The following is a 25,400-nucleotide window of genomic DNA, read 5'->3' as shown; positions in this document are numbered from 1 at the left end:
CCCACGTTCTGCAGCACGGTGAGGTGCGTGATATAGGCATCGCCGAAGGTCATCCAGAAGCGGATGCGTTCGATTTCGGGAATGTGATGTGCGAGGCTTTCAAGTTCCTCGTGATACATCAGGTACATGTTCTTCGGGCCGACCTGCTCGAAGTCGAAGTTCTGGCGAATAGTCAAAGCAGGCGTTTCAACCCATTCGCCGTTCAGGTAGTGACGGGCAGGTGCTGTCACTTCGCGGATGTTGATTTCGGGGTTGAAATTGGTGGCGAAGTGCTGGCCGTGATCGCCGCCGTTGCAATCGAGGATGTCGAGCGTGCGGATGGTGTCCAGCTTGTGCTTGCGCAGCCAGGTGGCGAAAACGCTGGTCACGCCGGGATCGAAGCCCGACCCCAGCAATGCCATCAGGCCAGCTTCCTTGAAGCGCTCCTGATAGGCCCACTGCCACGAATATTCGAACTTTGCCTCGTCGATCGGCTCGTAGTTTGCGGTGTCCATATAGTTGACGCCAGCGGCCAGGCAGGCGTCCATGATGTTGAGATCCTGATAGGGCAACGCGAGGTTGACGACGAGCACCGGCTTGACCTCGTTGATCAGCGCGGTGGTGGCAGCAACATCGTCTGCGTCGATCTGATAGGTATCGATGGCAACGCCGGTGCGCTCCTTCACCGAAGCGGCGATAGCATCGCATTTGCTCTTGGTGCGGCTGGCCAGCGCGATACCGGTGAAGATATCCGCATTCATCGCCATCTTGTGAACTGCGACCGAGCCGACGCCGCCTGCGCCGATGACGAGAACTTTTGCCATGATGACTCCAACTGTCTTTGTGCGCCCCACGCCAAGGATGCGCGGGACAATCATGGCGAGGGCCTTTAGAGGAGTGGCATGACAAACCCAAGTCCTTCTGTTGATAGCCGCAAGCCCACGCGCGACGGGGTGATGCGCGCGGCTGAGAAGATCGCCGTCCTGCTGCCGCAAACGCCCCTGCTGCCCTTAGAACTCCCCAGCGGAGAAACGGTGTGGTGCAAGGTGGAGAGTCTGCAACCCGTAGGCGCCTTCAAGATTCGCGGCGCGTGGCACCGGCTGACCGACCTCAGCACGGAGGAAAGAGCGCGCGGAGTCGTTGCTGTGTCCAGCGGGAACCATGCGCAGGGCGTGGCGTGGGCAGCGCGCAGGCTTGGCATTGCCGCAACGATCGTGATGCCAATCGATGCCCCGGCGGTGAAACTGGACGCGACCCGCGCGCTGGGTGCTGAGGTGGTGCTTTATGACCGGCCCGGCGGTGAGGACCGCGACGCGCTTGCCGCACAGCTTACGGCAGAAAGCGGTGCGACGCTGGTCCATGCCTATGGCGATCCGTGGGTGATCGAAGGGCAAGGCACCAGCGGTGTGGAACTGGCAGAGCAGATGGAGCGGCTTGCCGGAGGACCGCCAACGCGCGTTGTAACGCCGTGCGGCGGCGGTGGACTGACATCCGGTCTGGCGCTGGCCCTGCCCGACGCGGAAATCGTACCGGTAGAGCCTGAAGGCTGGGACGATGTGGCGCGGAGCCTGGTATCCGGCATGATAGAACGAGTGCGCCCCGGTGCCCCGGCCACGGCGTGCGATGCCCTGCAGACGCCTGCCACTTTTCCGATCAACTTCGCGGTCATGACGTCACGCAGATTACGCGGTGTAAGCGTGAGCGAAAGCGAGGTCCGCGCAGCGCAGCGATATGCGTTTTCGAAACTGCGACTGGTGGTAGAACCCGGTGGCGCGGCAGCACTTGCAGCGTTGCTGGCTGGCAAAGTTACTGCGGATGGCCGGACCGCTGTTATCCTGTCGGGCGGCAATGTCGATCCCGCAAGCTTTGCTGCTGTCATTTCAGCGGATTGATCGTCCTTCTTACAAGTTGCGGACAATCCGCCCCCAACTGCCACAAGGCCGCAATGGTCACGTTCTAGTCGCACTCCCCGAACACTTCTTTCGGGGATCATTCATATGCTGGAACGCGCCCGTTCCCATCCGATTACACGTTCGGTCGTCCGTCGCAGTTCGGGCATGGCCAACCGGATGCTCGACCATGCCTTTGCACTGGCCTTTCGCGGCCTGGTCTATGCGCAGATATGGGAAGACCCCGACGTTGACATGAAGGCGCTGCAAATCCGGCCCGACAGCCGGATCATCGCCATCGCAAGCGGCGGGTGCAATGTCCTGTCCTATTTGACCGCCAATCCGGCGGCAATCACCGCAGTCGACCTGAACACCGCACATATCGCGCTGAACAGGCTGAAACTGGCTTCCGCGCGCCATCTGCCAGATCACGCCCACTTCCGTCGCTTCTTTGCCGAGGCGGACAGCGCCACGAACATCGCCGCCTATCGCGCGCACATACTGCCGCACCTTGACGAAACGACGCGCCGTTATTGGGAAGGTCGTGATCTTTCAGGCCGCCGACGCATCAGCGGCTTTTCGAACAATATCTACAAGCGCGGACTGCTGGGCAACTTCATCGGCGTAGCCCACCTCCTCGCGCGCCTCTACAAGATCGATCTTTCAATGATCCTTGATGCACGCGATCTGGAAGAACAGCGCCGCGTTTTCGAACGCGAAATGGCACCGGTTTTCGACAAGCGATTTGTACGTTGGCTGACCGATCAGCCCGCCTCGCTGTTCGGCCTTGGCATTCCGCCCGCCCAGTTCGATGCGCTGGCCGGGAACGAGCCGATGGCCGAAGTGCTGCGTCGCCGACTTGCCAAACTGGCCTGCGATTTTCCGGTCGAGGACAACTATTTTGCCTGGCAGGCTTTCGGCCGTGGCTATGGCCGGGGCGATCGTTGCCCTCTGCCGCCTTATCTTCAGGTCGCGAACTGGCAAGCCGTGCGCGACCGGGCCGACAGGGTAGACGTGCGCCATGCCAACCTGACCGAACACCTGAACGCCCAGCCCGATGCTTCGCTGGACCGCTATGTCCTGCTTGATGCGCAGGACTGGATGACCGACGAACAGTTGAACGGTCTGTGGCGGCAGATCACGCGGACCGCGCGCGCCGGCGCGCGCGTGCTGTTCCGCACCGCCGCCGAACCCAGCCTGCTTCCCGGCAGGTTGAACGATGCCCTGCTTTCGCACTGGCGCTATGACGCGGCGCTTTCTGCCGAATGCACTGCGCAGGATCGTTCGTCGATCTATGGCGGCGTGCATCTCTATGAATTAGCCTGACATGGCCAGCATTGCTCCTGCCACACCCCACGGCGCGCTGATGGACGCGGTGTACCGCCGCCAGAAGTACATCTATGATGCAACGCGCAAATACTACCTGTTCGGGCGTGATGGCCTTATCGCGGGGCTTGAAGCGGCTCCCGGCATGACCGTGCTGGAAATAGGCTGCGGCACCGGACGCAATCTTGATCGTATCGCCTGCACCTGGCCAGGGGCACGACTGCACGGGTTGGACATCTCGGACGAGATGCTTTCGGTCGCACGCAACCGGCTAGGCACGAACTGCACGCTTGCCCGAGGGGACGCCACCGATTTCGATGCTGCAGCGCTGTTTGGACGGGCCACCTTCGATCGGGTGGTAATATCCTATGCGCTTTCGATGATCCCGCAATGGCGGGAAACATTGACCCATGCCGCAAGTCTGCTTGCACCGGGCGGATCTTTGCACATCGTGGATTTTGGGGACTTTGGCGGGTTGCCCTCCCCGCTACGCTTGCTGATGCAAGGCTGGCTTCGGCGTTTCCATGTTTCGCCTCGCGAAGATTTGGGTGAACTGGTTTCCGGTATCGCCGCAGAGCGGAATCTGGCCTTGCGCACGTTGCGAGGGCGCTACGGCTATTTCCGGCGCATCACACTGCGCCGATAAGTTGCATTTGACAATCTAGCTTATGCCAAGCAGTCTTCCCCCCAATTGCAGGGGGAGACTGTCAATGCAGCCGCAAATCCTGACACCTGCCGCCGTGCTGGTGCTGTGGTCGATCGTCATGCTGTTCTGGATGGCTGGTACACGCCTGCCCGCGCTGAAGCAGATTGGCGGGATGGGCAAGGCCAAACCGGGCGGGCGCGGGCAAGACCTTGAGGGCGTTCTTCCTGATCAGATCAACTGGAAAGCGCACAACTATACGCATCTGATGGAACAGCCCACGCTGTTCTACGCCACCGTCGCCATCCTCGCGATCATGGGGCCGGGCCTGCTGGATGTGACACTGGCGTGGATTTATGTCGTTCTTCGGGTGGTTCATTCAATCTGGCAGGCCACGGTAAACCGACTGCCAGTGCGCTTCATGATGTTCCTGCTGTCAACTCTGTGTCTTTCAGCCTTGGCCCTGCGCGCGTTGGGAGCAACGCTGGGCCACGGATAGGAAACTGCAAATTAACGGGGGAGAGTGCCAATGGAAGTCGCCAAAATCCTGCAACCTGCAGTCGCGCTCATGATCTGGACGATGGTCATGTGGGTGTGGATGTATGCCACCCGGATTCCGGCGATGAATGCAGCCAAGCTCGATCCCGACAGCCTGGCTCGTGATCCGTCCAAGACGCTGGATGATATCCTGCCCGCGTCGATCCAGTGGAAGGCGCACAATTACAATCACCTGCATGAAGCGCCGACGCTGTTTTACGCGGTTTGCCTGGTCATTGCGCTGGCCGGACAAGGCGGCGGGACGAGCACAACGGTGGCGTGGGCTTATGTCGGCTTGCGCGTTGTCCATTCGATCGTGCAGGCGACCGTGAACAAGGTGATGCTGCGCTTTGTCCTGTTTGCGCTGTCGTCAATCGCACTGATGGCGTTGATTTACCACGCAGCCCAGATCGTATTTCGGTTCTGATACTTGTGTAGAGAACTGCGCCCCCGCAAAGGCGGGGGCCACAGTCGGTTAACGCCAAGATTCTGTAACAACACCGAGGTCCCCGCCTTCGCGGGGACGCAGTGGCACCGTCAGTCGCGCACGAACAGGCTCGCCAGTTCCACATGGGTCGACCAGCGGAATTGGCCAACGGGCCGCAATTCAGCCAGCCGATAACCACCCGCAACCAGCTTTACAGCATCACGCGCCCAACTGGCCGGGTTGCAACTGACATATGCAACGCGCGCGACCTTGCTCGCCGCGATCTGCTCAACCTGATCCTGCGCCCCGGCGCGGGGCGGATCGAGCAGGACAGCGGCGAAACGATCAAGTTCCTCAACCCGCAGGGGGTTGCGGAACAGATCACGGTGCAGCGCATGAACCGGGCGCCCCTGCATACGTGCAGCGCTTTGGCAGGCAAGAAAGGCATCGCGCGCAGCTTCTACAGCAAGGACTTTGGTCTTCGGCCCTGCCAGCGCGAAAGCAAACGTGCCGAGGCCCGCAAAAAGATCCGCCACGGTGACGGCACCATCCAGCCATTCGCGCGCAGCATTGACAAGCGCCGCCTCGCCATCGGCGGTGGCTTGCAGGAACGCACCCGGCGGCAGGGAGACGGGCGTTCCGCCGAGCGTGATGGTTACAGGTTCCGGCTCCCACGTGCCTTCAGGGCCGTAGCCATTGTCGAGCGTAAGCCGCGCCAGAGCATGATCACGCGCGAAATCCAGCAGAGCTACTGTTTTTGCCAATCCTTCTGCAGTCAGCCCCTTAAGGCCGAGCGAAACACCCTGGTCGGCCAGCGCAAGTTCGATATCCACCGCCAGTTTGCGGTCACCCCAGCCCTCAAGCAATGTGCGCAAGGGCGCAACCAGCGCGAAAAGTTCAGGCGCAAGGACGTGGCATTCGCGCATATCGACAATCTTGTGCGATCCCTGCTCGCGAAAGCCGATGACCACGCGCTTGCCGATAGCCTGCGCGTGCAATGTTGCCCGGCGACGCGAACGCGGAGGCGAAAGCTGTGATGATGTTGCGGGAATATCATCAATGCCCTGCCCTTTTGCCGCGCCAACCACACGGTCATGGACATATTCAGCCAATGCGCTTTCCGACAGGTGCTGCAACTGGCAGCCGCCGCAAGTGGGAAAGTGGCGGCATGGCGCATCGACATGATTGGGGCCGTGAACCAGCGAACCATCAGGCTGCAGCACATCGCCGGGAGCAGCCAGCACCGCGTACCTGCCGTCTGCGGTTGCCCCTTCCCCCTTGGCGGCAACGCGCACGATCAGGCCGGAAACGCTCATTCAACACAATCCTTCAAGGCCGCCTGAATACCGGCAGCCAGTTCCCCGGCGGTAAAGGCCGTGCCGCAGCGCCATGCTGCTTCGGCGTGGAGCCATAGGCCTTCCTCCGCCGCGCGCAAGGCATCGCGGTGCGTTGCAAGCCTGCTTGCGATAGTTCCGGCAAGAACGTCACCCGTACCAGCAACGGAAAGCCACGACGATGCGCCAGGGGCGAGGATCAGTTCGCCCTCAGGCCCCGCTATCAGGCTGTCAGGGCCTTTGAGCACGACGACCGCGCCGGATTTTGCTGCAAGAGCCAGTGCCCGATCACGCCGCAGACCTTCGCCTGAAAGGCCAAAGGTGCGCTCCAGTGCCACCATCTCACCCTCGTGCGGGGTCAGCACTATCGGGCCAAAGCCAAGCATTTCTGGACGCAAGAGGACCAGGGCATCGGCGTCGATCACGCAAGGCCGCCCGGCGTGTAGCGAGGCGGCCAGTTGGCGCGATGCGCCATCAGAGCGACCGAGGCCCGGTCCGACGAGAAGTGCACTGACGCGCGCGTCATCGAACAGGCTTTGGGCGTCGGCTGTTACAACCAGTTCTGGCGGGGCACCCTGCAACGGAGATTGCACTGCGAGTTTCACATATCCCGCGCCTGCGCGCAGCGCAGCTTGTGCAGCAAGTAGACTCGCCCCCGGCATCTCACCGCCGACGATGCCAAGCATACCGCGACGATATTTGTGCGAATCTGCTGGCGGTGTTGTGATCCGGGGCTTCGCAAGCACGCGCGCTGCGAATGGGATGGGTGCAACGCCGATGTCCACCAAGCGCCGCTCACCCATCGCAACGGTGGCGGGCATGGCAAAGTGCGCGTGTTTCCAAGCGCCTAGCGCTATGGTGATGTTATACGCTGGAAGCGCTGGATTGAGGGACTGCCCGGTATCGCTATCCACACCGCTGGGCACATCGATGGCAATGGCATGGCGATGATGCGTGGCAAGGCGCGTGAGCAGCGCGGCCAGATCGAGGGGCAAAGGCCGGGTCAGTCCACTGCCGAACAGGCAATCGACCAGCACTGCCCCGGAAACATCCGCGTCTGCAGGCAATATCTTGCCCCCGTATAAAGCCTGCGCTTTGCGCGCCGCATCTGTTGCGGGTTCTCTTGCGGCAATAACGCTGACCGGGTTGCCGTGTTCGCGCAGGTATTCCGCAATGACCCAGCCATCGCCGCCGTTGTTGCCGGGACCGCACAGCACGGTGACAGAACCACCTGCCGCGATACGCCGGGCCCATTCGCCTGCGCCTCGCCCGGCGCGCTGCATCAGATCTGCAACGCTGCTGCCACCGGCAATCAGATATTCTTCCGCCGCGCGCATTTGCGCAACGGTCAGCACTTGCTTCAGGATACTTTCACGGCTGCGGAGCATCAGCTTTCATCCGCGCGGGAAACCGATAGCGATCGCCCGCCACGGCCACTTCCAGCACGCCCTCGGCGGTCCATTTGGCGCTGGCTTCGTCCGCACCATCTGCGGCGATCACGCCGCGTCCGTCATCGACCATCTGGAAGCGACGGAATGCCCCGTCTTTATGGCGGACGGTCAGAAAACGCTGATCACCGCTGCGCGAATCCTGCGCAAAGCAATCCGGCACGAACTTGGCCGCGCCGGCCAGTGCACAGTCGATCACCCGGCCCTGCGGCTTTTCCTCATTCTGCCAGCAGGCGGACAGAACCGTGCAGCCTGCAAGCATCAGAAAAAGCCGCGAGCGCATCACTCTGCTCCGATCTGCGAGATATCGCGCACGGCACCGCGCGCCGCGCTGGTCGTCATCGCGGCATAAGCCTTGAGCGCGCTTGAAATCTGACGGGGACGCGGTTCTGCTGGCTTCCAACCCTTGGCTTCCTGTGCAGTCCGTCGTTCAGCCAGTACATCCTCGGATACGGCGAGGTTGATGGTGCGGTTGGGAATGTCGATCTCGATCATGTCGCCGTTTTCGACCAACCCGATCTCGCCGCCCTGCGCGGCTTCTGGCGAAACGTGACCGATGGAGAGGCCAGACGTGCCGCCGGAGAAGCGCCCATCGGTGAGAAGCGCGCACGCCGCACCAAGGCCCTTCGATTTCAGGTAGCTCGTGGGATAGAGCATTTCCTGCATTCCCGGCCCGCCCTTCGGCCCTTCGTAGCGAATAACGACAACATCCCCTTCAACGATCTGCCCGGTGAGGATTGCGGTGACAGCAGCGTCCTGGCTTTCAAAAACCTTGGCCGGGCCGTTGAATTTCAGAATCTTGTCATCAACACCCGCCGTCTTCACGATGCAACCATCACGCGCGATGTTGCCGAACAGCACCGCGAGGCCGCCATCCTTGCTAAAAGCATGGTCTGCCGAACGGATCACCCCGTTCTCGCGATCAAGATCGAGTTCGTCCCAACGACGGCTCTGGCTAAAGGCGACTTGCGTGGGCACACCGCCCGGCGCGGCGCGGAAGAAGTCCTGCACGCTGGCGGAGTTGGTCCGCTTCACGTCCCACCGGTCCAGCGCTTCGGCCAGCGTGCGGCTGTGAACGGTCGGCAGGTGCGTGTGGATCAACCCGGCGCGATCCAGTTCGCCAAGGATGGCGTAAATACCGCCTGCACGGTGGACGTCTTCCATGTGAACGTCAGCCTTTGCAGGCGCAACTTTCGACAAGCAGGGCACCCGGCGGCTCAACCGATCGATATCGGTCATGGTGAAGTTCACACCCGCTTCGTGCGCGGCGGCCAAAAGGTGCAGCACCGTATTTGTCGACCCGCCCATCGCGATATCGAGACACATGGCGTTTTCGAACGCATCGAACGTAGCGATAGAACGCGGCAGGACGCTGGCGTCATCCTCTTCGTAATACCGCTTACACAGATCGACGGCCAGGCGCCCTGCTTCGAGGAACAGGCGCTGGCGGTCTGCGTGCGTGGCAAGCGTCGAACCGTTGCCGGGCAGCGAAAGGCCCAAAGCTTCGGTCAGGCAGTTCATCGAGTTGGCCGTGAACATGCCGCTGCACGATCCGCAGGTTGGGCAAGCGGAACGCTCAATCGCGTTTACTTCCTCGTCGGTCAGCGTGTCGTCCGCAGCGGCAACCATCGCATCGACCAGATCAAGCGCGTGTTCCTTGCCCTTAAGCACGACCTTGCCCGCTTCCATCGGTCCGCCGGAAACAAAAACAACAGGAATGTTGATGCGCATCGCGGCCATCAGCATACCCGGCGTAATCTTGTCGCAGTTGGAAATGCACACCATTGCATCGGCGCAGTGGGCGTTGACCATATATTCCACGCTGTCGGCAATCAGATCGCGGCTGGGAAGCGAATATAGCATCCCGTCGTGGCCCATCGCGATGCCATCATCGACGGCGATGGTATTGAATTCCTTTGCGACACCGCCTGCCGCCTCAATCTCGCGCGCGACCATCTGGCCCAGGTCCTTGAGATGGACGTGGCCCGGCACGAATTGCGTGAACGAGTTCACCACGGCGATGATCGGCTTGCCGAAATCCGCGTCGGTCATGCCCGTTGCACGCCACAATCCGCGCGCGCCCGCCATGTTACGGCCATGAGTGGTGGTGCGGGAACGATAGGGGGGCATTGCTGGAACTCCAGACAGGGAATCAGTTTGTGGGCGACTTGGCAACGTTCCCTAGCCCACCCAAACCGCGCGTGTCGAAGGTATTAATTACAACTATGCCAGTATCGTTCCAAGCCTGAAAACCGCAGAAATCCTAGCTGATTTCCAGCGCAACCATATTTGCGATGCGCGCAAGGCGTTCCGCCCACACTGCCTGCCCGCGTGCATCGTCGATCAGATCCTGACGAACTTCAATGCCCAAATAGGGCCGACCGTCCGCCTCGGCATGGCGGTTCATCGTGGCGTTAAGCAGCTTGCCAGAATAGGGTTGTTGGTCACCCACGCAAAGCCCCTCAGCCTCAAGCAGCGGAATCGCGATACGTGCCGCACGATCATCCTCGTTGTACAACACGCCCACATGCCAAGGACGCTTTTCGAGGCTTGAGGCGAGTTGGGGGGTGAAGCTGTGCAGGGACAGTATCAACGCCTGCGGAACATCGGCCAGCAGAGCTGCCAACGCAGCGTGATAAGGCCGGAAAAATCGCGCCAGACGCTCCTGATGGCCTGAGTGATCCAAGGCGTTGCCGGGAATGGCGTGGCCATCGCTGGCAATGGGCACAACGGTTGGCAGATTTTCGTCGCGGTTGAAGTCACACACAAGGCGGCTGACAGCACCCTGAAACGCCGCAATGCCCGGTTGCCGAGCCATCAACGCGCTCACTTCTGCAACACCAATGTCGATGGCTACGTGCTGCCGCAAAAGATCAGCATCGATCCCGAGGTCAATGTCCTCCGGCACCCTGTTCGAGGCGTGATCGGACACGACCAGAATGCCGCCAAAGCGCGGCGAGCCGATGATAGTATAAGCCTCGCTCATCGCAACGCTCCCGCCAACGTCCACCAGGAAGGCGACATCATCGCCTGCGCAGCATCTCGATCCTGCGCTGTGTCGTAAAGCGCAAAGCACGTCGCGCCCGAACCTGACATCCGCGTCAGCCATGACCCTGTTTGCCGCAAAGCCAGCAATACACCCTTGATGTCCGGCACGAGCGAGATGGCCGCCCTCTCAAGATCGTTACGGCCATTGAGGGCCATCGTCCGCAAGTCTGCGCCCTCCAAAGGGCCGGGATCCTTGCGGTCCCATGCCTTGAAAACCGGTCCGGTGGCTAGCGGGATGCGCGGGTTGACCAAGAGGACCGGAACACCCGCCAGATCGTTGGCAATCGGTTCCAGTTCGGTGCCAGTCCCACGACCTATACAGGCTACGCTGTCGACGCAGGCTGGAACATCCGCACCGAGCTTCGCCGCGCGCGAATGCCAATCATCGGGTAGGCCGTGCGACTGCCTGACCATGCGGAACACCGCCCCCGCATCAGCCGAACCACCGCCCAGCCCGGCAGCAACCGGCAGGTTCTTTTCGAGCGTCACATCCCAGCCGTTGCCATGAGGAAGGACGTTCAACGCCTTTGCAACGATATTGCCGAATGGGTCATCAAGCGCGCCGCCGAATTCACCGATCACACGCAGAGAATCGTGCTGCGCCGGATGCGCCACAAGCTTGTCCCCCGAATCCACGAACGCAAACAACGTTTCGAGTTCGTGATATCCATCATCCCTGCGACGACGGACGTGCAAGGCGAGATTGATCTTGGCGTAAGCAGTTTCGCGCAAAGTCATTGCATCCCTCTGAAACGACGAAAGCGCCGAGGCAACCCCCGGCGCTTTGTCTTCCCCCTCCCGGTGCCGGGAAGAAACGCTCTCTTACATGTTCGGGTAGTTCGGCCCGCCACCACCTTCAGGCGTGACCCATTCGATGTTCTGGGTCATGTCCTTGATGTCGCAGGTCTTGCAGTGAACGCAGTTCTGGGCGTTGATCTGCAGGCGCGGATTGCCTTCCTCGACGCCGACGTATTCATAGACGCCCGCCGGGCAGTAGCGCTGCTCAGGCCCTGCATAGATTGGCAGGTTGATGCGTGTCGGCACGCTCGGATCCTTCAGCACAAGATGGCATGGCTGGTCCTCCTCGTGGTTGGTGTAGGAGAACGAAACGCTCGTCAGGCGATCGAACGTGATCACGCCATCAGGCTTGGGATAGGTAATCGGCTTGTAAAGATCGGCGCGCTGCGTGGCTTCGGCATCCTTGTGATGCTTCATCGGCTTCCACAGACCGAACCCGCCGATGGTACGAAGCCACATGTCGGCGCCGGCCAGCACTGTGCCCAGTTCACCGCCGAACTTGGCGACAAGAGGCTGCGCGTTCTGGACCTTCTTGAGTTCCTTGGCGATCCAGCTTTCGCGGACAGACGTGTCATATTCGACCATATCGTCCTTTTCGCGACCGGCTGCGATGGCCACGACAATGGCATCAGCGGCCAGCATTCCGCTTTTCATCGCGGTGTGGCTGCCCTTGATGCGCGGCACGTTGACGAAGCCTGCCGAACAGCCGATCAGCGCGCCGCCGGGGAACGAAAGGCGCGGCACGGACTGCCAGCCACCTTCATTGATGGCGCGCGCGCCATAGGAAACGCGGCGTCCGCCTTCCAGAATCGCGCGGATTTCCGGGTGCTGCTTCCAGCGCTGGAATTCCTCGAAAGGATAGACATAGGGGTTTGCGTAATCGAGCGCGGTGACGAAGCCCAGCGCGACCTGATTGTTGGCCTGATGATAGAGGAACCCGCCGCCCCACGAATTGGATTCCGAGAGAGGCCAGCCTTGCGTGTGGATGACGCGGCCCGGAACGTGCTTTTCGGGATCGATGTCCCACAGTTCCTTGATGCCAATGCCATAGACCTGCGGCTCGCAGTCGCGCTCCAGATCGAAGTGCGCCTTCAACCGCTTGGTCAGATGACCGCGCGCACCCTCGGCAAAGAGGGTATATTTGGCGTGGAGTTCCATACCGGGCTGATAGTCAGGCTTCTTCTCGCCATCGCGGCCGACACCCATGTCACCTGTGGCAACGCCCATGACCGCGCCATTTTCATCGAACAGCACTTCGGCGGCGGGGAAGCCGGGGAAGATTTCGACACCCAGTTCCATAGCCTGTTCGGCCAGCCAGCGGCAAAGGTTGCCCAGCGATCCGGTGTAATTGCCATCGTTCGACATGAACGGAGGCATCGGCCAGTGCGGGACGCTCATCTTGCCGGATTTGGACAGCACCCAATGCCAGTTGTCGGTCACCGGAACTTCGGCCATCGGACAGCCCATCGTGCGCCAATCTGGCAGAAGTTCGTCCAGTGCCTTCGGATCGATCACGGCACCCGAAAGGATATGTGCGCCGACTTCGGATCCTTTTTCAAGGACGCAGACCGAAATCTCGGGATTGACCTGTTTCAGCCGGATCGAGGCAGCCAACCCCGCCGGACCGCCGCCGACGATGACGACGTCATACGGCATCGATTCCCGTTCGCTCATGCCTCACTCACTCCCGACTTCGACTAATTGCGTGATTGATTTCCGATTGAGCCTTGAAAGAGGCCACCGGCAAGGTCAAGACCGCAAATTGGACTGGAAGGAAGTACAGGTTGCCCGATACCGCTACCTCGCAAAATGCCGATTGGAGCAGCGCTGTTGCGGCTGCGCTGGATTGGTGGCGCGATGCGGGGGTGGACCATGCCTTCGTTGACGATCCGCAGGATTGGTTGGCCGATGCACGCGGTATTCCTGATGCGGCACCGGCAGTTCCGCTCAAGCCCTTGCGCGAACTGGCGGCGGAACGCAGCGAATCACCACAGATGCCCAAAGTTGGCGATCGCGCTGCATGGCCACAATCGCTGGATACCTTCGCGCAATGGTGGCTTGATGAAGAAGCACTTTCGCCGACAGGGCTTCGGCGCCTGCCGCCCTTGGGTGGTGCCAGAGCGGACCTCATGGTATTGGTTCCGATGCCGGCCGCTGACGATGGCAACGCTCTCCTGAGTGGACGAGCAGGGCGCCTTCTAGATGCCATCCTTGGCACGATCGGTTTGGATCGGGCGCAAGTCTACATCGGCTCCGCCCTCCCTGCACATGTGCCCATGCCCGATTGGCAGGCGTTGCGGGCTGCAGGGCTAGGCGAAGTTCTGGTTCATCACATCGCGCTGGCCGCGCCCAAGCGTTTGTTGATCCTTGGCACTTCAAGCATTTCAGCGCTTCTCGGACACGATCCACCGAATTTGGCTCAAAGTTTACGCGCAATTAATCAAGACAGTTCACCTATCGCCGCCATGCCGGCGTGGGATCTTGAAGCCATGCTGGCCCGCCCTGCCCTCAAGGCAGCGTTGTGGAGCAGGTGGCTCGAATGGACGGGGACCGATACGTTTTGAAACTCGCGCGCGCGACGAAGACGACGCTGATCGCGTTAGCGGTTTCCGGCTGCGCACTCTCGGCGGTTCCGGCACAGGCTAACAGCGCTGCTGTGGATTATTTCCGAGGCCGCGCGGCGCGCACGGCAGTGCCGACGCTGCTGAGCGCCGAGGACCGAAACTACTATAAGGCAGTGTTTTCCGCGATCGAGCAGGAAGACTGGACCAAGGTTCAAAGCCTCTTCGCCCAGCGCAATGATGGGCCGCTGCATACGGTAGCGCGCGCACAGTATATGCTTGCCGCTACATCGCCACGCGCGGAATTGGCGCCGATTACCGATGTACTGGTGCGCTCGCCCGATTTGCCTTGGGCCGAACAGCTTGGCCGTCTGGCGCTGAAGCGCGGAGCGACGGAACTTCCTGCACTTCCACCGGCGCAACGCTTTGTGTCGCTGCCCAGCGTGTCGAAGCGCATCCGCCCGCGCTCGATCTATGACGGCACGATGCCTGAAAGCGTTTCGAACGCGATACAGGAACGCATCAAATTTGATGACCCCGTGGGCGCAAGGTTGCTGCTGGATGGCGTGGATGCCACGCTTTCGCCTGAAGCCCGCGCAGAGTGGCGGCAGAAGATCGGCTGGGCTTTCTATATCGAGAATGACGATGCCTCCGCACGTGCAATCTCGCTGACAGCCGCCGAAGGTAGCGGCCCTTGGGTTTCCGAAGCCTTCTGGACGGCAGGCCTTGCCAGCTGGCGCATGGGTGATTGCGTTTCCGCGGCGGAAGCATTCGAACGGTCAGCAGGTTCGGCACATAACGACGAACTGGCGTCCGCAGCACACTATTGGGCAAGCCGTGCATGGACACGCTGCCGCAAGCCCGAAAAGGTTTCCAGCACTCTGCGCAGTGCTGCCCGGTTCCGCGATACGCTTTACGGCATGATGGCGGCAGAAGCGCTGGGTATGCGTGAAAGTCAGCCGCCTGCAGCGCCCGATTTCTCGCAAGGTGACTGGCAAGGCCTGCGCGATGTGCCCAATATCCGTACCGCCGTACAGCTTGCCGAGATCGGTGAAGACGGACTGGCCGATGAAATTCTGCGCCATCAGGCGCGCATCGGTGACCCCGGGCAATACGCCCCGCTTTCACGCCTTGCACGTGATCTCGGCCTGCCCTCCACGCAGTTGTGGATGGCTTACAACGCGCCATCGGGCGCAAGGCCGGACGAGGCCGCCCGGTTCCCCGCGCCGAAATGGACACCGGCAACCGGCTGGAAAGTCGATCCTGCGCTGCTCTTTGCGCATTCCCTGCAGGAGTCAAATTTCCGCACATCGGTCACCAGTCCCGCGGGTGCGAAAGGGCTGATGCAATTGCGCCCAGGCACCGCGCGCGACATGGCCAAAGTGGAACCTGCAATGGCAGGGCGTGACAAGCAGCTCGATCTGCCTGACGTGAATCTTGCTTTCGGCCAGCAGTATCTTCAGCACCTGCGCGACAGTGATGCAACGCAGGGACTGCTGCCCAAGGTCATGGCCGCCTACAACGCAGGGCCATTGCCGATATCGCGTTGGAACACCGAAATTCGCGGCGGCAACGACCCGTTGCTCTGGATGGAATCGATCCCCTACTGGGAAACGCGCGGCTATGTTGCCATCGTGATGCGCAACTACTGGATGTACGAACGGCAGGCGGGGGGTCCGTCAGAAAGCCGCATCGGATTGGTCCAAGGCCTCTGGCCTAAATTCCCCGGCCTCGCAGGCTCCGACAACGTAAGGATCGCATCGCGTGGCAATTGATACTTCGCGCGAATTCAAGCCTATCAACATCGCCCTGCTCACCGTTTCTGACACGCGCGGCCCGAACGAGGATACGTCAGGGGATATTCTGGCGGATCGTATCAAGACAAAGGGCCATCGTCTTGTTGCTCGCGCGATTGAAAAGGACGATGCTGATCGCATTGCCAGCCGCCTGAACAACTGGATTGATGATCGGACGGTAGACGCCGTGGTCATCACCGGTGGCACTGGCCTGACAGGTCGTGATGTAACGCCAGAAGCACTGAACCGTGTCAAAACCCGCGACATTCCAGGGTTTGGCGAGTTGTTTCGCTGGCTCAGCTACAAGACGATCGGCACCAGCACCATCCAATCTCGCGCCTGCGCCGTGGTTGCACGGGGCACCTATGTCTTCGCCTTGCCGGGATCCAACGGGGCGGTGAAAGACGGCTGGGACGGCATCCTTGACGAGCAACTCGACAGCCGCAACCGGCCCTGCAACTTCGTGGAACTTATGCCTCGCTTGTTGGAGCAATAGTCACAGGCAGATCGCCTCAGACGACAGCCCAAACCGCCTGACTGATTGCCAGTGTTACAATCGTGACAAGAAAAAACGCCTCAAACGATAAAGCTGCTTTGGCGGGAAGCCATTCCCTACGTACAATGATCTCGGGCAATATGGGTTTGCCTGCACTCGGCCCCGGCTTCCCCTTCAAATCATCAATCTTTGCGACTGAGCGCTGGCTTGCCTCTACAATATCATCGATCATCGCGCGCCTCCAGCTGCTGTGCGCGCATTCGGCTGGACGGCATCCCCGGACGTTCCGCCGGATTTGCCAAGAGCGGCTAGAAGCATGGCCCTAATCGCATGATATCCGGTGTCCGACAGTGATATGCACCGGACACGGTTGTCGTGTTCGTCTGGGGTTCGTTCAAGCAGTTCCTTCTCGATCAACAAGTTGATCCAGCGAAGGGCTGTTGTCTGCGGAACGCCCGATGCGATACATACGCTTTTCACTGTGGCACGACGGCCTTCCAATCTGAAAATATAGAGATCGAGAAGGATGTCCCAAGCCGGCTCGGCAAACAGATCAACAGGGAAATATCGTTCGCGCTTCTGACGGAAATCATAGATTCGACGTGCTAAGGAAAGGGTTGGATCGCCAGAGCCTGACTGCCACTCGTCATACAACGAGAGCAAACCGTCTGTTCCTGCGTCCTTAAGTGGGGCTAAGGCTTCGGAAAGCCGGAAAATCTGGCCGACCGCATCCTTCAAACGTGAAAGTTCACCTGCCCTGATGTGATTTTGCATGACGGTCACTTCCAAATGATTCTGCTCGAAAGATGTGCTGTTGCGAACAGCAGCACGCTGCACTTCTAGATTTCCCCTGCCCCTGGCTACCGCCGAACAATATTGTTTCGCATAAGACCAATAGAAACCGCAGAATACACAGCAATACTACAATAAACTCGAAGACCTTCCTCACCAAAAACCCCAATATGAAAATTGAAATTTTTAAATATTGAAGAAAACAACATCACAAGTAGTATACCTGAGCAAAAAGTTGGCCAAATTTTTACCGATTTCAGAGAAATTGTAAAAAAAGCAGAAAATCTTATTAAATCCAATACCACATATGACAAATCTTTTTTTATTATACCATCCCAAAATATAGAAAATAGAATAATTTCCGCCGTGATAGTCACAAGAATAACTATTCCTGCATACCTTTCCGCTTTTTGTCCAAAAATTATGCACGACGCCCCAATTAATATAATCAAGAACATCACAATATAGGGAAAAACTTCCATGCGTGAAATTCTCGACTTTTCCAATTAAAATATAGCATCGTGATTTCTTTGTCGGCTTATCGGCAAAGATTTAAAGAATATTTTGGCCAAAAATTCTGCATTATATGAAATTCAATTCATTGCTTGAGAAGCGCTGGTCATAAGCACCACCAGGAATGCGAAAGCTGCAGCAGTTGTCGCTATCGCAGCAAGCCGCCCGCTCAGCCCTGCAGCAGCATCAAGCCGATCAAGAACCGGCTGCCGATGTACCATTCGCTGCACCGCGCTCTCCTTTGCTCCGCCGTTTACCGAACCGCCTGATTGCCACCCTGCGCCCATCTCTGTGCCTTCGCTGGCGTGACTACCAACACCGCCAAATCGCTCTTCCACAAAGGTAGATAAATCAGCACCTTCAGAAACCTGCTTTTCCTCTCCTGTTAGATTCTCACAGGCATTAACAAAGCGCAGGTAGGCTCTTGCAAGATCAGCTCGCCCCTGAACGTCAAATTTCCGCCTGACCGATTGCAGTCGCTGCTCCACAGCAGAAGGGGAAATGCCGAGAATCACCGATATTTCCTTGTTTGTGCGGCGATCCACAACCAAGTCGAGCACCTCACGCTGCTTCGATGACAGGTCTGCCAATACAGGGTTATCCGTATATGTATTGGTCACGGGCACAATAACTCCAAATTGAAACGATTTATGGGAATGTATAAACGTGAGCCAAATCACGCCAGAATGGTGCATGTTGCGCGCACTGAACGCACGTCACACAAAGCCATTCAACTCGCCATTGCCAAAACCTGACAGGGCTGATCATACTTTCGTATATATCTAGCTCCGATTCTATTGTTCATTAACCCGGTTTGGACGCAACTTAGCGATCCGCGCCATTAAACGCGCGGATGCGGATCAAAATCCACCAACTGACAAAAATGTTCGCAACGTTGGCATCTGATCAGGATCCTGGAGCCAGATCAGATTGCGCCGTAGTGATGGAGTCGATTTTGGGCAGCGCCAGAAAAGAGAGCCATGCCGCCGCAATCACGAACACAAAGGATCAAAGGAGAAAGTCAATTTCCAAACTAAGCGCCTGAACGGACTTACTGATCATTCTCCATCACCTCTCGCGCCAGCGCAGCAAGCCGAGGCAAAGCTTCCGCGCGCTCTTTGGCTTGAGCGTTGCTCGCGGTGCCGCGTAAAGCACGACCTTTGATGCCATGAAAGATCGCCGCCAGTCAGAAAAAGTTGAAGGCGAGATAGAAGGCCCAATCCGCGATGCGGTTCCACCCAGTTCGGGCGCAATAGGTGGCGATATAGTCCGCTTCGGTGGGCAGACGCAGTTGCGGTCGCCCAACCTAGCTACGATATCGCCGGGCATCCGGTACATCATTGCGTGGTAAGCAAAGTCTGCCAGCGGGTGGTCAAGCGTGGACAACTTCCAATACAGTACGGCCAGAACACGCGGCTGCGTGGGATGAAAGATCATGTTGTCGCAGCAATAGTCGCCATGAACGATGCATGTTTCGCCGCCTGCCGGGATTGCATCGGGCAACCATGCTAACAGGGCAGCCATATCAGGAAGATGACCGGCAAGATCATCATCGAGGTATTCCTGCGACCAGCGGGCGATCTGTCTGGCAAAATAATTACCGGGTCGGCCATAATCGCCGAGACCCGCTGCCCTGTAGTCTACAGAGTGCAGCGCAGCCATGACCCGGAGTAGGCCGAACGCTGACCCTTCGGCATTTCGCTGAAGTTGGCATCCCAGAACACCCGGCCTTCTACCATGTCCGTCACATGGAACGGACTACCGATCACGCCTTCGTCCTCGCAAACCGCGAAAATGCGCGCAACGGGAACATCGGTCCCGGCCAGACCCTGCTGCACCCGCGCCCCGCGCAGCGCATCGTGCGCACCTTTCAGCAAAGGGCCAGGCGGCTTGCGACGCGAAACTTAGCGCGCAGCGGGCGTGGTCAACCGATAGGTGGGGTTGGACTTGGCCACTCCACCGCCCCGGGATGCCGTGATGATCCCTGCGCAAGTCCCGCTCATAGGGCACGACGACTTCGCGCACGAAGGTTTCAACCTTGTTTGCAAGATCACGCGCCGCGCCCATTCCAATCCCGGCCATTCGGGCAGGCCTTACTTCGGTGCCATGCGGATCGCGCCATCAAGGCGGATCACTTCAGCATTGACCATAGGATTGGTGACGATGGCTTCGACCATCTTGGCATATTCCGTCGGCTTACCGAGGCGGCTGGGAAACGGCACCTGCTTACCCAACGAATCCTGCGCTTCCTGCGGCAACGAGCCGAGCAGCGGAGTCCAGAAAATGCCGGGTGCAATGGTGTTCACACGAATGCCGTAGCGGGCAAATTCGCGCGCGATCGGCAACGCCATGCCAACCACCCCACCCTTGGAAGCAGCATAAGCTGGCTGGCCGATCTGACCTTCGAAAGCAGCGACGCTGGCGGTGTTTATGATCACGCCACGTTCGCCATCGTCGTTCAGCGGATCGGCATCATGGATGCGCAACGCGAATTTTGACAGGACGTTGAATGTGCCGAGGAGGTTGATGTTGATGATCTTGGCAAAGTCCGCCAGCGGTAGCGGGCTGCCATCCCGGTTCAAAACCTTGGCGGGCGGGCCGATACCCGCGCAGTTCACCAGAATACGCGCCTTGCCATTTACGGCCTCTGCTTCGCCGATGGCGTTGGCGACCACATCTTCATCGGTGACGTTAACAGCGGCAAACCGTCCACCGATTTCAGCCGCCTTAGCATTGCCGAGATCAGCGTTCAGATCGAACAATGTTACCTTTGCGCCGCGAGCCGACAGCAGTTCTGCCGTTGCGGCCCCCAGCCCCGATGCGCCGCCGGTTACGATTGCGGCAAGTCCCTGAATATCCATGATGTGCGCGCTTTCCTCGAATCGATAAAACTCACAAGAGCATTACTTACTCATGAGTAGATTGAATGCCGATCCGTTTTATGTCAACACTGCCGACCACATGAAACAGCCTCCCGCCTCTTCGGAATCCCCCTTCCCGTCCGCCGATCAGAGGCGCATGACGCGCGAAGCCAAACGCGCAGCCGTTTTGCGGGCGGCTGTGCAGATGTTCAACGAACGCGGGTTTCACCAGACCTCGCTCGATGATGTCGCGGCCCGGCTCGGCATTTCCAAGCCGACGATCTATCACTATCTCGGTAACAAGGATCAGGTTCTGCTCGAATGTGTGACCATCGGGCTTGGTCAACTGATCGACGCGGCGGAGGAAGTCCGGTGTGGCACTGGCACCGGGGCAGACAGGCTGGCGGCATTCCTCACGCGCTATGCCCAGATCAACATGGACGATTTCGGTCGCTGCGTAATTCGCACGGGCGATGAAGCCTTGGTGCCCGAAAGCCGAGCGCGCTTTCGCGAGCTAAAGCGCCAGATCGACACCAATATTCGAGATCTGGTCGCGCAGGGCATCGCCGATGGCTCAATCGCACCATGCGATCCAAAGATGTTGGCGTTCACGATTGCCGGTGCGCTCAATTGGCCAGCCCGTTGGCACGATCCAGAAGGCGATGAGAGTCCGGAAAAACTGGCGGACCAGATGATCCGCCTGCTGAGCAAGGGCTATCTGCCCCGCTGAACCTTTGCCCCTACGCCATATGCCCACCGCAGTTTGCATAGAGCACTTGCCCCGTGATCACGGCGGCGCGCGGCGATACGAGAAAGAGCACCGCCTCGGCAATTTCGTCCACTTCGGCAAGCAGCTGTAGCGGAAGGGTGCGTATAACTGTCGCATTGACACGGACTCGTGGCGCAAGTTCGGCTGACAGACTGCGGGAAAAGCCTTCAATCGCCCCCTTTCTTGCACTGTGGGCGGCCAGCTGTGGCGTGGGGAAGCGCGCCGCCGTGGAAGATATGTTGACGATGGCGCCCCTACTGCGAGAAGCGGAAGGGGCGCACAGGAGAAACGGAAGGTTGCCCCCAGATTGGCTGCAACGGTCTGACCGAAATCTGTATCGGTCGTATCTTAAAACGCGAGCGCCCGGATTGCTGACCCGCGCTTTCAGGCTTTCGGCGCGGTTCTTCCGGCCTATGTGACCTTGCTCGACAAGCGGGCGCAGGCTGCGGGCTGATCAGATGTGGGGCGGACCAATGTCCGCTCCACCGACATCCTTCCAGCCAGAACCGGTTCAGCCAGAAACCATTCAGATCGCCTTGCACTGCACATCGCCGGACGCACCGTAGACCGGACGCTCGAAAGCATCGGTAATGACCAGCTTCCCGTCAAAATGCTGGCTTGTGCCCACGGCCTCGATGGGGCCTGTAGCCGTCAACGTCAGCGCAAATTCCTTACCGGTGTAACGCGACCAGCTTCCTTTGGGCAGCTTCGCCGATCCTGCATCAGGCGCGAGGATTTGGACTGTTCCATTCACTTTCAGAACCCCGCGCTGATCCTGCGCCAGAAGGACCGCGCCGATGCCGCCGCTGTCAGCCACAAAGGCGCATCCGGTGCCGTGGAGTTTATGCTTGGAAATATCGGGATAGAGGATCGGCTGCGGCTCAATCTTTCGGACAGGGGGCTTGCCGTCCTGCGCTTTTTCAACTGCCGCAATCGCCTCAGCATCGGTCGGCTCCTTTTCGGAACAGGCTGCAAGACCGGAAAGGACAAGCGAAATCAGCGAGATGCGCAACAGACCTGACATATCACTTTCTCCCGAAGAGTTTCTCGATATCTCCGTGCGCCAGTTTCACCCATGTCGGGCGACCGTGGTTGCACTGACCGGAACGGGGCGTAACCTCCATCTCCCGCAGCAGCGCGTTCATCTCAACGACTGAAAGCGTTCGCCCGGCGCGAACCGATCCGTGACAGGCCATCGTGGCGAGGACCAGATCAAGCTTTTCGCCCAGCAGCAACGCATCGCCGTGCTGGGCAAGATCGTCTGCCACATCGGCTACCAGTTTGGCCGGATCACCTTTGGCAAGGGCTGCGGGAACAGAACGGACGAGCATGGCATTCGGCCCAAACCGTTCCAGTGACAGACCGAATTCGGCAAGCTTTCCCGCCGCCTCCTCAAGCCTGTCGCAAGCCACCTCCTCCAGTTCGACGACCTCGGGGATAAGGAGGGCCTGCGATGGTGCTGCCCCCTGCCCCGCCCCGGCGGCGCGCAGGCGTTCAAGAACCAGACGCTCATGCGCGGCATGCTGATCAACGATGACAAGGCCGTCTTCGGCCTCTGCGACGATATAGGTATTCGAAACCTGCCCGCGTGCAACGCCCAGTGGATGCTTTGCAGCTTCGACGACCGGCTCTGTCGCGACCTCGGCGCGGGCGGACGGTTGGGCCATGATTGACTGTTCATACCCCCGCCAGGCAAGGCCCACTTCGGACACGCGCTGTTCCGGCTGCCAGTGCTGGCTGAAAATGTTGCCTTGTGCTGCTATTGTCGCTGGCGGTGGAGCAATCGGTTCGGCCTGCCATGCAGCCATTGCGCTGGCTGATGGTGCCTGCGCGCTGCGCTGATCACCGCTGGAAAGAGCATGGCGCAAGCCGGATACAACCATCCCGCGTACCAGTGCCGGATCGCGAAAGCGCACTTCAGATTTGGCCGGATGAACGTTGACGTCAACCTCGCTCGCGGGAACCTGCAGGAACAGCGCCAGCACGGCGTGGCGATCACGCGCCAACATATCGGCATAGGCACCGCGAACGGCTCCGATCAAAAGTCGATCCTTCACAGGTCGCCCGTTGACGAACAGATACTGATGGTCCGCCACGCCGCGATTGTAGGTGGGCAACCCCGCGACGCCGCTCAGATGATAGTCGCCCCGCATGAGATCGACCTCGACCGAATTGCCCGCCAGTTCGCGCGCGACAAGTTGGGCCACACGCACTTCCAGCGTCTCACCACTCATCACGTTGAGCGCACGGCGACCATCGTGTTCAAGCGTGAAACCGATATCGGGGCGAGCCATCGCAAGACGGCGCACGACATCGGATGCGGCTGCCCATTCCGAGCGCGGACTGCGCAGGAACTTGCGGCGGGCCGGAATCTTCTCGAACAACTGGTCGACCCTGACGCGCGTTCCGGGCGAAAGGGCCGCGGGACCTTCCGTCACCAGTACGCCGTTATCGACCACCCGCTTCCAGCCATCAGACGCGCCCTGCGGACGGGATTCGATGGTGACGCGGGCGACAGACGCAATCGACGGCAGCGCTTCGCCGCGGAAACCCAGCGTCTCGACCATTTCGATCGCTTCGTCAGGCAGCTTTGACGTGGCGTGGCGTTCCAGCGCGAGTTCGATTTCATCCGGGCGCATCCCGCAACCGTCGTCCGTCACCTCGATCATCGCAAGGCCGCCTTCGGAAAGGCGGACGTAAACATGGTTTGCGCCCGCATCGATGGCGTTTTCGACAAGCTCTTTCAGCGCGCTTGCGGGGCGTTCGACCACTTCGCCCGCGGCAATGCGGTTGATGAGCATTTCAGGAAGACGGCGGATGACTCGCATGACCATTTCAGGCCTAGCGCCGAACCCGATGTATTTCGAGACAAAGCGGTGAAGTTATCCAGCCAAACCGGCACAAACCCATGTCCTTTGCACGAATCGCCTGCTAGGAAGCCGCCTTCCCGGGCGCTTACATTCGAGGGGTCTGGCGCGTGCCCGTGCGCCAAACCGCAGATTTTCACGGATTTCCTGATGGCATCGATCTTTTCCCGATTCTTCAAGTTTGGTTCGCAGAACATCGCGATCGATCTCGGCACGGCGAATACGCTGGTCTACGTGCAGGATCGCGGCGTCGTTCTGAACGAACCTTCGGTCGTCGCGATCGAAACGCTGAACGGCATCAAGAAGGTCAAGGCTGTCGGCGATGACGCCAAGATGATGATGGGCAAAACGCCGGACACCATCGAGGCGATCCGCCCCCTTCGCGACGGCGTTATTGCCGACATCGAAGTGGCCGAAGCGATGATCAAGCACTTCATTCAGAAAGTGAACGGCTCGAAAAGTCTGCTGCGCTATCCCGAGATCGTCATCTGCGTCCCCTCTGGCTCGACATCGGTCGAACGCCGCGCAATCCGTGATGCTGCAAGCAACGCCGGTGCCAGCCAGGTATTTCTCATTCTCGAACCGATGGCTGCTGCAATCGGTGCGGACATGCCTGTGACCGAGCCAGTCGGCTCGATGGTGGTCGATATCGGGGGCGGCACCACCGAAGTTGCCGTACTTTCGCTGCGCGGTCTTGCCTACACCACGTCGGTCCGCGTCGGTGGCGACAAGATGGACGAAGCCATCGTTTCCTACGTGCGCCGCCATCATAACCTGCTGATCGGTGAAGCAACGGCAGAGCGTATCAAGAAGGACTACGGTATTGCCACCGCTCCGGCGGACGGCATCGGGGAAACGATCCACATCAAGGGTCGCGATCTGGTGAACGGCGTGCCGAAGGAAATCACCATCACGCAGGCAAATATCGCCGAAGCGCTTTCCGAACCCATCGGTGCCATCGTCGAAGGCGTGCGCATTGCGCTCGAAAACACCGCGCCGGAACTCGCCGCCGACATCGTTGATCAGGGCATCGTGCTGACAGGCGGTGGGGCGCTCATCCGTGGTCTGGACGAACATCTGCGCGAGGAAACCGGTCTGCCCGTAAGCGTGGCCGAAGATCCGCTGTCCTGCGTCGCTCTTGGCACTGGCAGGGCGATGGAAGATCCGATCTATCGCGGCGTTCTGATGACCGCGTGATGCGGTTCGGATATTTGTTGCATCGCGGCACGGCCTGTCGTGCCGGATTGAAAGGGTGAACGGATGGCGCGGTCGCAGGACCGGCGCCCGGGCTATTCGCGCAGGGCGCAGTACGGGAT

Annotated in this window: 26 protein-coding genes and 1 pseudogene; 10 read left to right on the top strand and 17 right to left on the bottom strand. The window is 59.7% G+C overall.

The window, feature by feature from the left end; all coding sequences use genetic code 11:
• The coding region (locus ACOVQ0_RS19145) for a saccharopine dehydrogenase family protein (RefSeq protein ID WP_421888317.1) at positions 1-803 on the bottom strand (803 nt) is incomplete at its 3' end.
• 78 nt (positions 804-881) lie between these two features.
• Here ACOVQ0_RS19145 and ACOVQ0_RS19140 point away from each other — a divergent pair.
• From ACOVQ0_RS19140 to ACOVQ0_RS19120, 5 genes are all read left to right on the top strand, one after another.
• Complete coding sequence (locus ACOVQ0_RS19140) at positions 882-1,871, top strand: threonine ammonia-lyase (protein ID WP_421888314.1); 990 nt, start codon at positions 882-884, stop codon at positions 1,869-1,871.
• A gap of 105 nt (positions 1,872-1,976) precedes the next feature.
• Complete coding sequence (locus tag ACOVQ0_RS19135) at positions 1,977-3,194, top strand: DUF3419 family protein (RefSeq protein ID WP_421888312.1); 1,218 nt, start codon at positions 1,977-1,979, stop codon at positions 3,192-3,194.
• Between the two features lies 1 nt (position 3,195).
• Positions 3,196-3,840, top strand: coding sequence for a class I SAM-dependent methyltransferase (locus ACOVQ0_RS19130; protein ID WP_421888309.1), 645 nt, complete (start codon positions 3,196-3,198; stop codon positions 3,838-3,840).
• A gap of 64 nt (positions 3,841-3,904) precedes the next feature.
• Positions 3,905-4,336, top strand: a complete 432-nt coding sequence (locus tag ACOVQ0_RS19125; protein ID WP_421888306.1) for an MAPEG family protein — start codon at positions 3,905-3,907, stop codon at positions 4,334-4,336.
• A 30-nt stretch (positions 4,337-4,366) separates the two neighbouring features.
• A complete protein-coding gene (locus ACOVQ0_RS19120; protein WP_421888303.1) occupies positions 4,367-4,801 on the top strand; it encodes an MAPEG family protein in 435 nt (144 codons plus the stop codon).
• A gap of 110 nt (positions 4,802-4,911) precedes the next feature.
• Here ACOVQ0_RS19120 and ACOVQ0_RS19115 read toward each other — a convergent pair whose 3' ends face one another.
• The 7 genes from ACOVQ0_RS19115 to ACOVQ0_RS19085 all read right to left on the bottom strand — a co-directional run bounded on the left by ACOVQ0_RS19115 (position 4,912) and on the right by ACOVQ0_RS19085 (position 13,103).
• Positions 4,912-6,117, bottom strand: a complete 1,206-nt coding sequence (locus tag ACOVQ0_RS19115; protein ID WP_421888300.1) for a class I SAM-dependent RNA methyltransferase — start codon at positions 6,115-6,117, stop codon at positions 4,912-4,914.
• Positions 6,114-7,523 carry an NAD(P)H-hydrate dehydratase gene (locus tag ACOVQ0_RS19110; RefSeq protein ID WP_421888297.1) on the bottom strand — a complete coding sequence of 470 codons (1,410 nt, stop codon included), beginning with the start codon at positions 7,521-7,523 and terminating at the stop codon, positions 6,114-6,116. Before ACOVQ0_RS19110 ends, ACOVQ0_RS19115 begins: the two co-directional genes overlap by 4 nt.
• Positions 7,507-7,866 carry a hypothetical protein gene (locus ACOVQ0_RS19105; protein WP_421888294.1) on the bottom strand — a complete coding sequence of 120 codons (360 nt, stop codon included), beginning with the start codon at positions 7,864-7,866 and terminating at the stop codon, positions 7,507-7,509. Before ACOVQ0_RS19105 ends, ACOVQ0_RS19110 begins: the two co-directional genes overlap by 17 nt.
• Positions 7,866-9,713, bottom strand: a complete 1,848-nt coding sequence (gene ilvD / locus ACOVQ0_RS19100) for a dihydroxy-acid dehydratase (RefSeq protein WP_421888291.1) — start codon at positions 9,711-9,713, stop codon at positions 7,866-7,868. Before ilvD ends, ACOVQ0_RS19105 begins: the two co-directional genes overlap by 1 nt.
• Before the next feature lie 133 nt (positions 9,714-9,846).
• The gene (locus ACOVQ0_RS19095) at positions 9,847-10,569 is read right to left on the bottom strand and encodes an N-formylglutamate amidohydrolase (RefSeq protein ID WP_421888288.1); all 723 of its coding nucleotides are present in this window, start codon (positions 10,567-10,569) and stop codon (positions 9,847-9,849) included.
• Positions 10,566-11,369 (bottom strand): 4-(cytidine 5'-diphospho)-2-C-methyl-D-erythritol kinase, encoded by an 804-nt coding sequence (locus ACOVQ0_RS19090; RefSeq protein ID WP_421888285.1) that lies wholly within the window; start codon positions 11,367-11,369, stop codon positions 10,566-10,568. The genes ACOVQ0_RS19095 and ACOVQ0_RS19090 overlap by 4 nt, the downstream gene beginning before the upstream one ends.
• An 84-nt stretch (positions 11,370-11,453) precedes the next feature.
• A complete protein-coding gene (locus ACOVQ0_RS19085) occupies positions 11,454-13,103 on the bottom strand; it encodes an electron transfer flavoprotein-ubiquinone oxidoreductase (RefSeq protein WP_421888283.1) in 1,650 nt (549 codons plus the stop codon).
• A 110-nt stretch (positions 13,104-13,213) separates the two neighbouring features.
• On the opposite strand from ACOVQ0_RS19085, the gene ACOVQ0_RS19080 reads away from it, so the two are divergent.
• From ACOVQ0_RS19080 to moaB, 3 genes are read left to right on the top strand one after another with little or no spacing between them, the layout of a single operon-like run.
• A complete protein-coding gene (locus tag ACOVQ0_RS19080; protein ID WP_421888281.1) occupies positions 13,214-13,993 on the top strand; it encodes a uracil-DNA glycosylase family protein in 780 nt (259 codons plus the stop codon).
• Positions 13,969-15,765 carry a lytic transglycosylase domain-containing protein gene (locus tag ACOVQ0_RS19075; protein WP_421888279.1) on the top strand — a complete coding sequence of 599 codons (1,797 nt, stop codon included), beginning with the start codon at positions 13,969-13,971 and terminating at the stop codon, positions 15,763-15,765. The genes ACOVQ0_RS19080 and ACOVQ0_RS19075 overlap by 25 nt, the downstream gene beginning before the upstream one ends.
• On the top strand, positions 15,755-16,282 hold the full coding sequence (gene moaB, locus ACOVQ0_RS19070) for a molybdenum cofactor biosynthesis protein B (protein WP_421888276.1): 528 nt from the start codon (positions 15,755-15,757) through the stop codon (positions 16,280-16,282). Before ACOVQ0_RS19075 ends, moaB begins: the two co-directional genes overlap by 11 nt.
• Before the next feature lie 16 nt (positions 16,283-16,298).
• On the opposite strand, the gene ACOVQ0_RS19065 is transcribed toward moaB, so the two are convergent.
• The 6 genes and pseudogenes from ACOVQ0_RS19065 to ACOVQ0_RS19040 all read right to left on the bottom strand — a co-directional run bounded on the left by ACOVQ0_RS19065 (position 16,299) and on the right by ACOVQ0_RS19040 (position 20,448).
• Positions 16,299-16,514: a hypothetical protein gene (locus ACOVQ0_RS19065; protein ID WP_421888273.1), complete on the bottom strand. Its 216-nt coding sequence runs from the start codon at positions 16,512-16,514 to the stop codon at positions 16,299-16,301.
• Positions 16,511-17,119 carry a winged helix DNA-binding protein gene (locus ACOVQ0_RS19060; RefSeq protein ID WP_421888270.1) on the bottom strand — a complete coding sequence of 203 codons (609 nt, stop codon included), beginning with the start codon at positions 17,117-17,119 and terminating at the stop codon, positions 16,511-16,513. Before ACOVQ0_RS19060 ends, ACOVQ0_RS19065 begins: the two co-directional genes overlap by 4 nt.
• A gap of 23 nt (positions 17,120-17,142) precedes the next feature.
• The gene (locus ACOVQ0_RS19055) at positions 17,143-17,556 is read right to left on the bottom strand and encodes a hypothetical protein (RefSeq protein ID WP_421888267.1); all 414 of its coding nucleotides are present in this window, start codon (positions 17,554-17,556) and stop codon (positions 17,143-17,145) included.
• A gap of 111 nt (positions 17,557-17,667) precedes the next feature.
• Positions 17,668-18,207 carry a helix-turn-helix domain-containing protein gene (locus tag ACOVQ0_RS19050; RefSeq protein ID WP_421888264.1) on the bottom strand — a complete coding sequence of 180 codons (540 nt, stop codon included), beginning with the start codon at positions 18,205-18,207 and terminating at the stop codon, positions 17,668-17,670.
• 431 nt (positions 18,208-18,638) lie between these two features.
• Positions 18,639-19,536: pseudogene (locus ACOVQ0_RS19045) on the bottom strand (phosphotransferase family protein); the annotation flags it as partial.
• A 144-nt stretch (positions 19,537-19,680) separates the two neighbouring features.
• A complete protein-coding gene (locus ACOVQ0_RS19040; RefSeq protein ID WP_421888261.1) occupies positions 19,681-20,448 on the bottom strand; it encodes an SDR family NAD(P)-dependent oxidoreductase in 768 nt (255 codons plus the stop codon).
• A 100-nt stretch (positions 20,449-20,548) separates the two neighbouring features.
• Here ACOVQ0_RS19040 and ACOVQ0_RS19035 point away from each other — a divergent pair, with 100 nt between their 5' ends.
• Positions 20,549-21,178 carry a TetR/AcrR family transcriptional regulator gene (locus ACOVQ0_RS19035; RefSeq protein ID WP_421888258.1) on the top strand — a complete coding sequence of 210 codons (630 nt, stop codon included), beginning with the start codon at positions 20,549-20,551 and terminating at the stop codon, positions 21,176-21,178.
• A 10-nt stretch (positions 21,179-21,188) separates the two neighbouring features.
• On the opposite strand, the gene ACOVQ0_RS19030 is transcribed toward ACOVQ0_RS19035, so the two are convergent.
• From ACOVQ0_RS19030 to mutL, 3 genes are all read right to left on the bottom strand, one after another.
• Entirely contained in the window at positions 21,189-21,500 is a 312-nt protein-coding gene (locus tag ACOVQ0_RS19030) for an SDR family NAD(P)-dependent oxidoreductase (protein ID WP_421888320.1), read from the bottom strand.
• 243 nt (positions 21,501-21,743) lie between these two features.
• On the bottom strand, positions 21,744-22,241 hold the full coding sequence (locus ACOVQ0_RS19025; protein ID WP_421888255.1) for a hypothetical protein: 498 nt from the start codon (positions 22,239-22,241) through the stop codon (positions 21,744-21,746).
• 1 nt (position 22,242) lies between these two features.
• A complete protein-coding gene (mutL, locus tag ACOVQ0_RS19020) occupies positions 22,243-24,045 on the bottom strand; it encodes a DNA mismatch repair endonuclease MutL (protein ID WP_421888252.1) in 1,803 nt (600 codons plus the stop codon).
• Positions 24,046-24,234: 189 nt separating this feature from the next.
• Between mutL and ACOVQ0_RS19015 the strand changes: the two genes are divergently transcribed.
• Positions 24,235-25,281, top strand: coding sequence for a rod shape-determining protein (locus tag ACOVQ0_RS19015; RefSeq protein WP_421888250.1), 1,047 nt, complete (start codon positions 24,235-24,237; stop codon positions 25,279-25,281).
• Positions 25,282-25,400: the final 119 nt, after the last annotated feature.

The organism is Novosphingobium sp. (assembly GCF_049240505.1).
GTDB lineage: Bacteria > Pseudomonadota > Alphaproteobacteria > Sphingomonadales > Sphingomonadaceae > Novosphingobium.
Note: the sequence above shows the minus strand (reverse complement) of the source record. Positions and strands in the feature narration are given on the sequence as shown.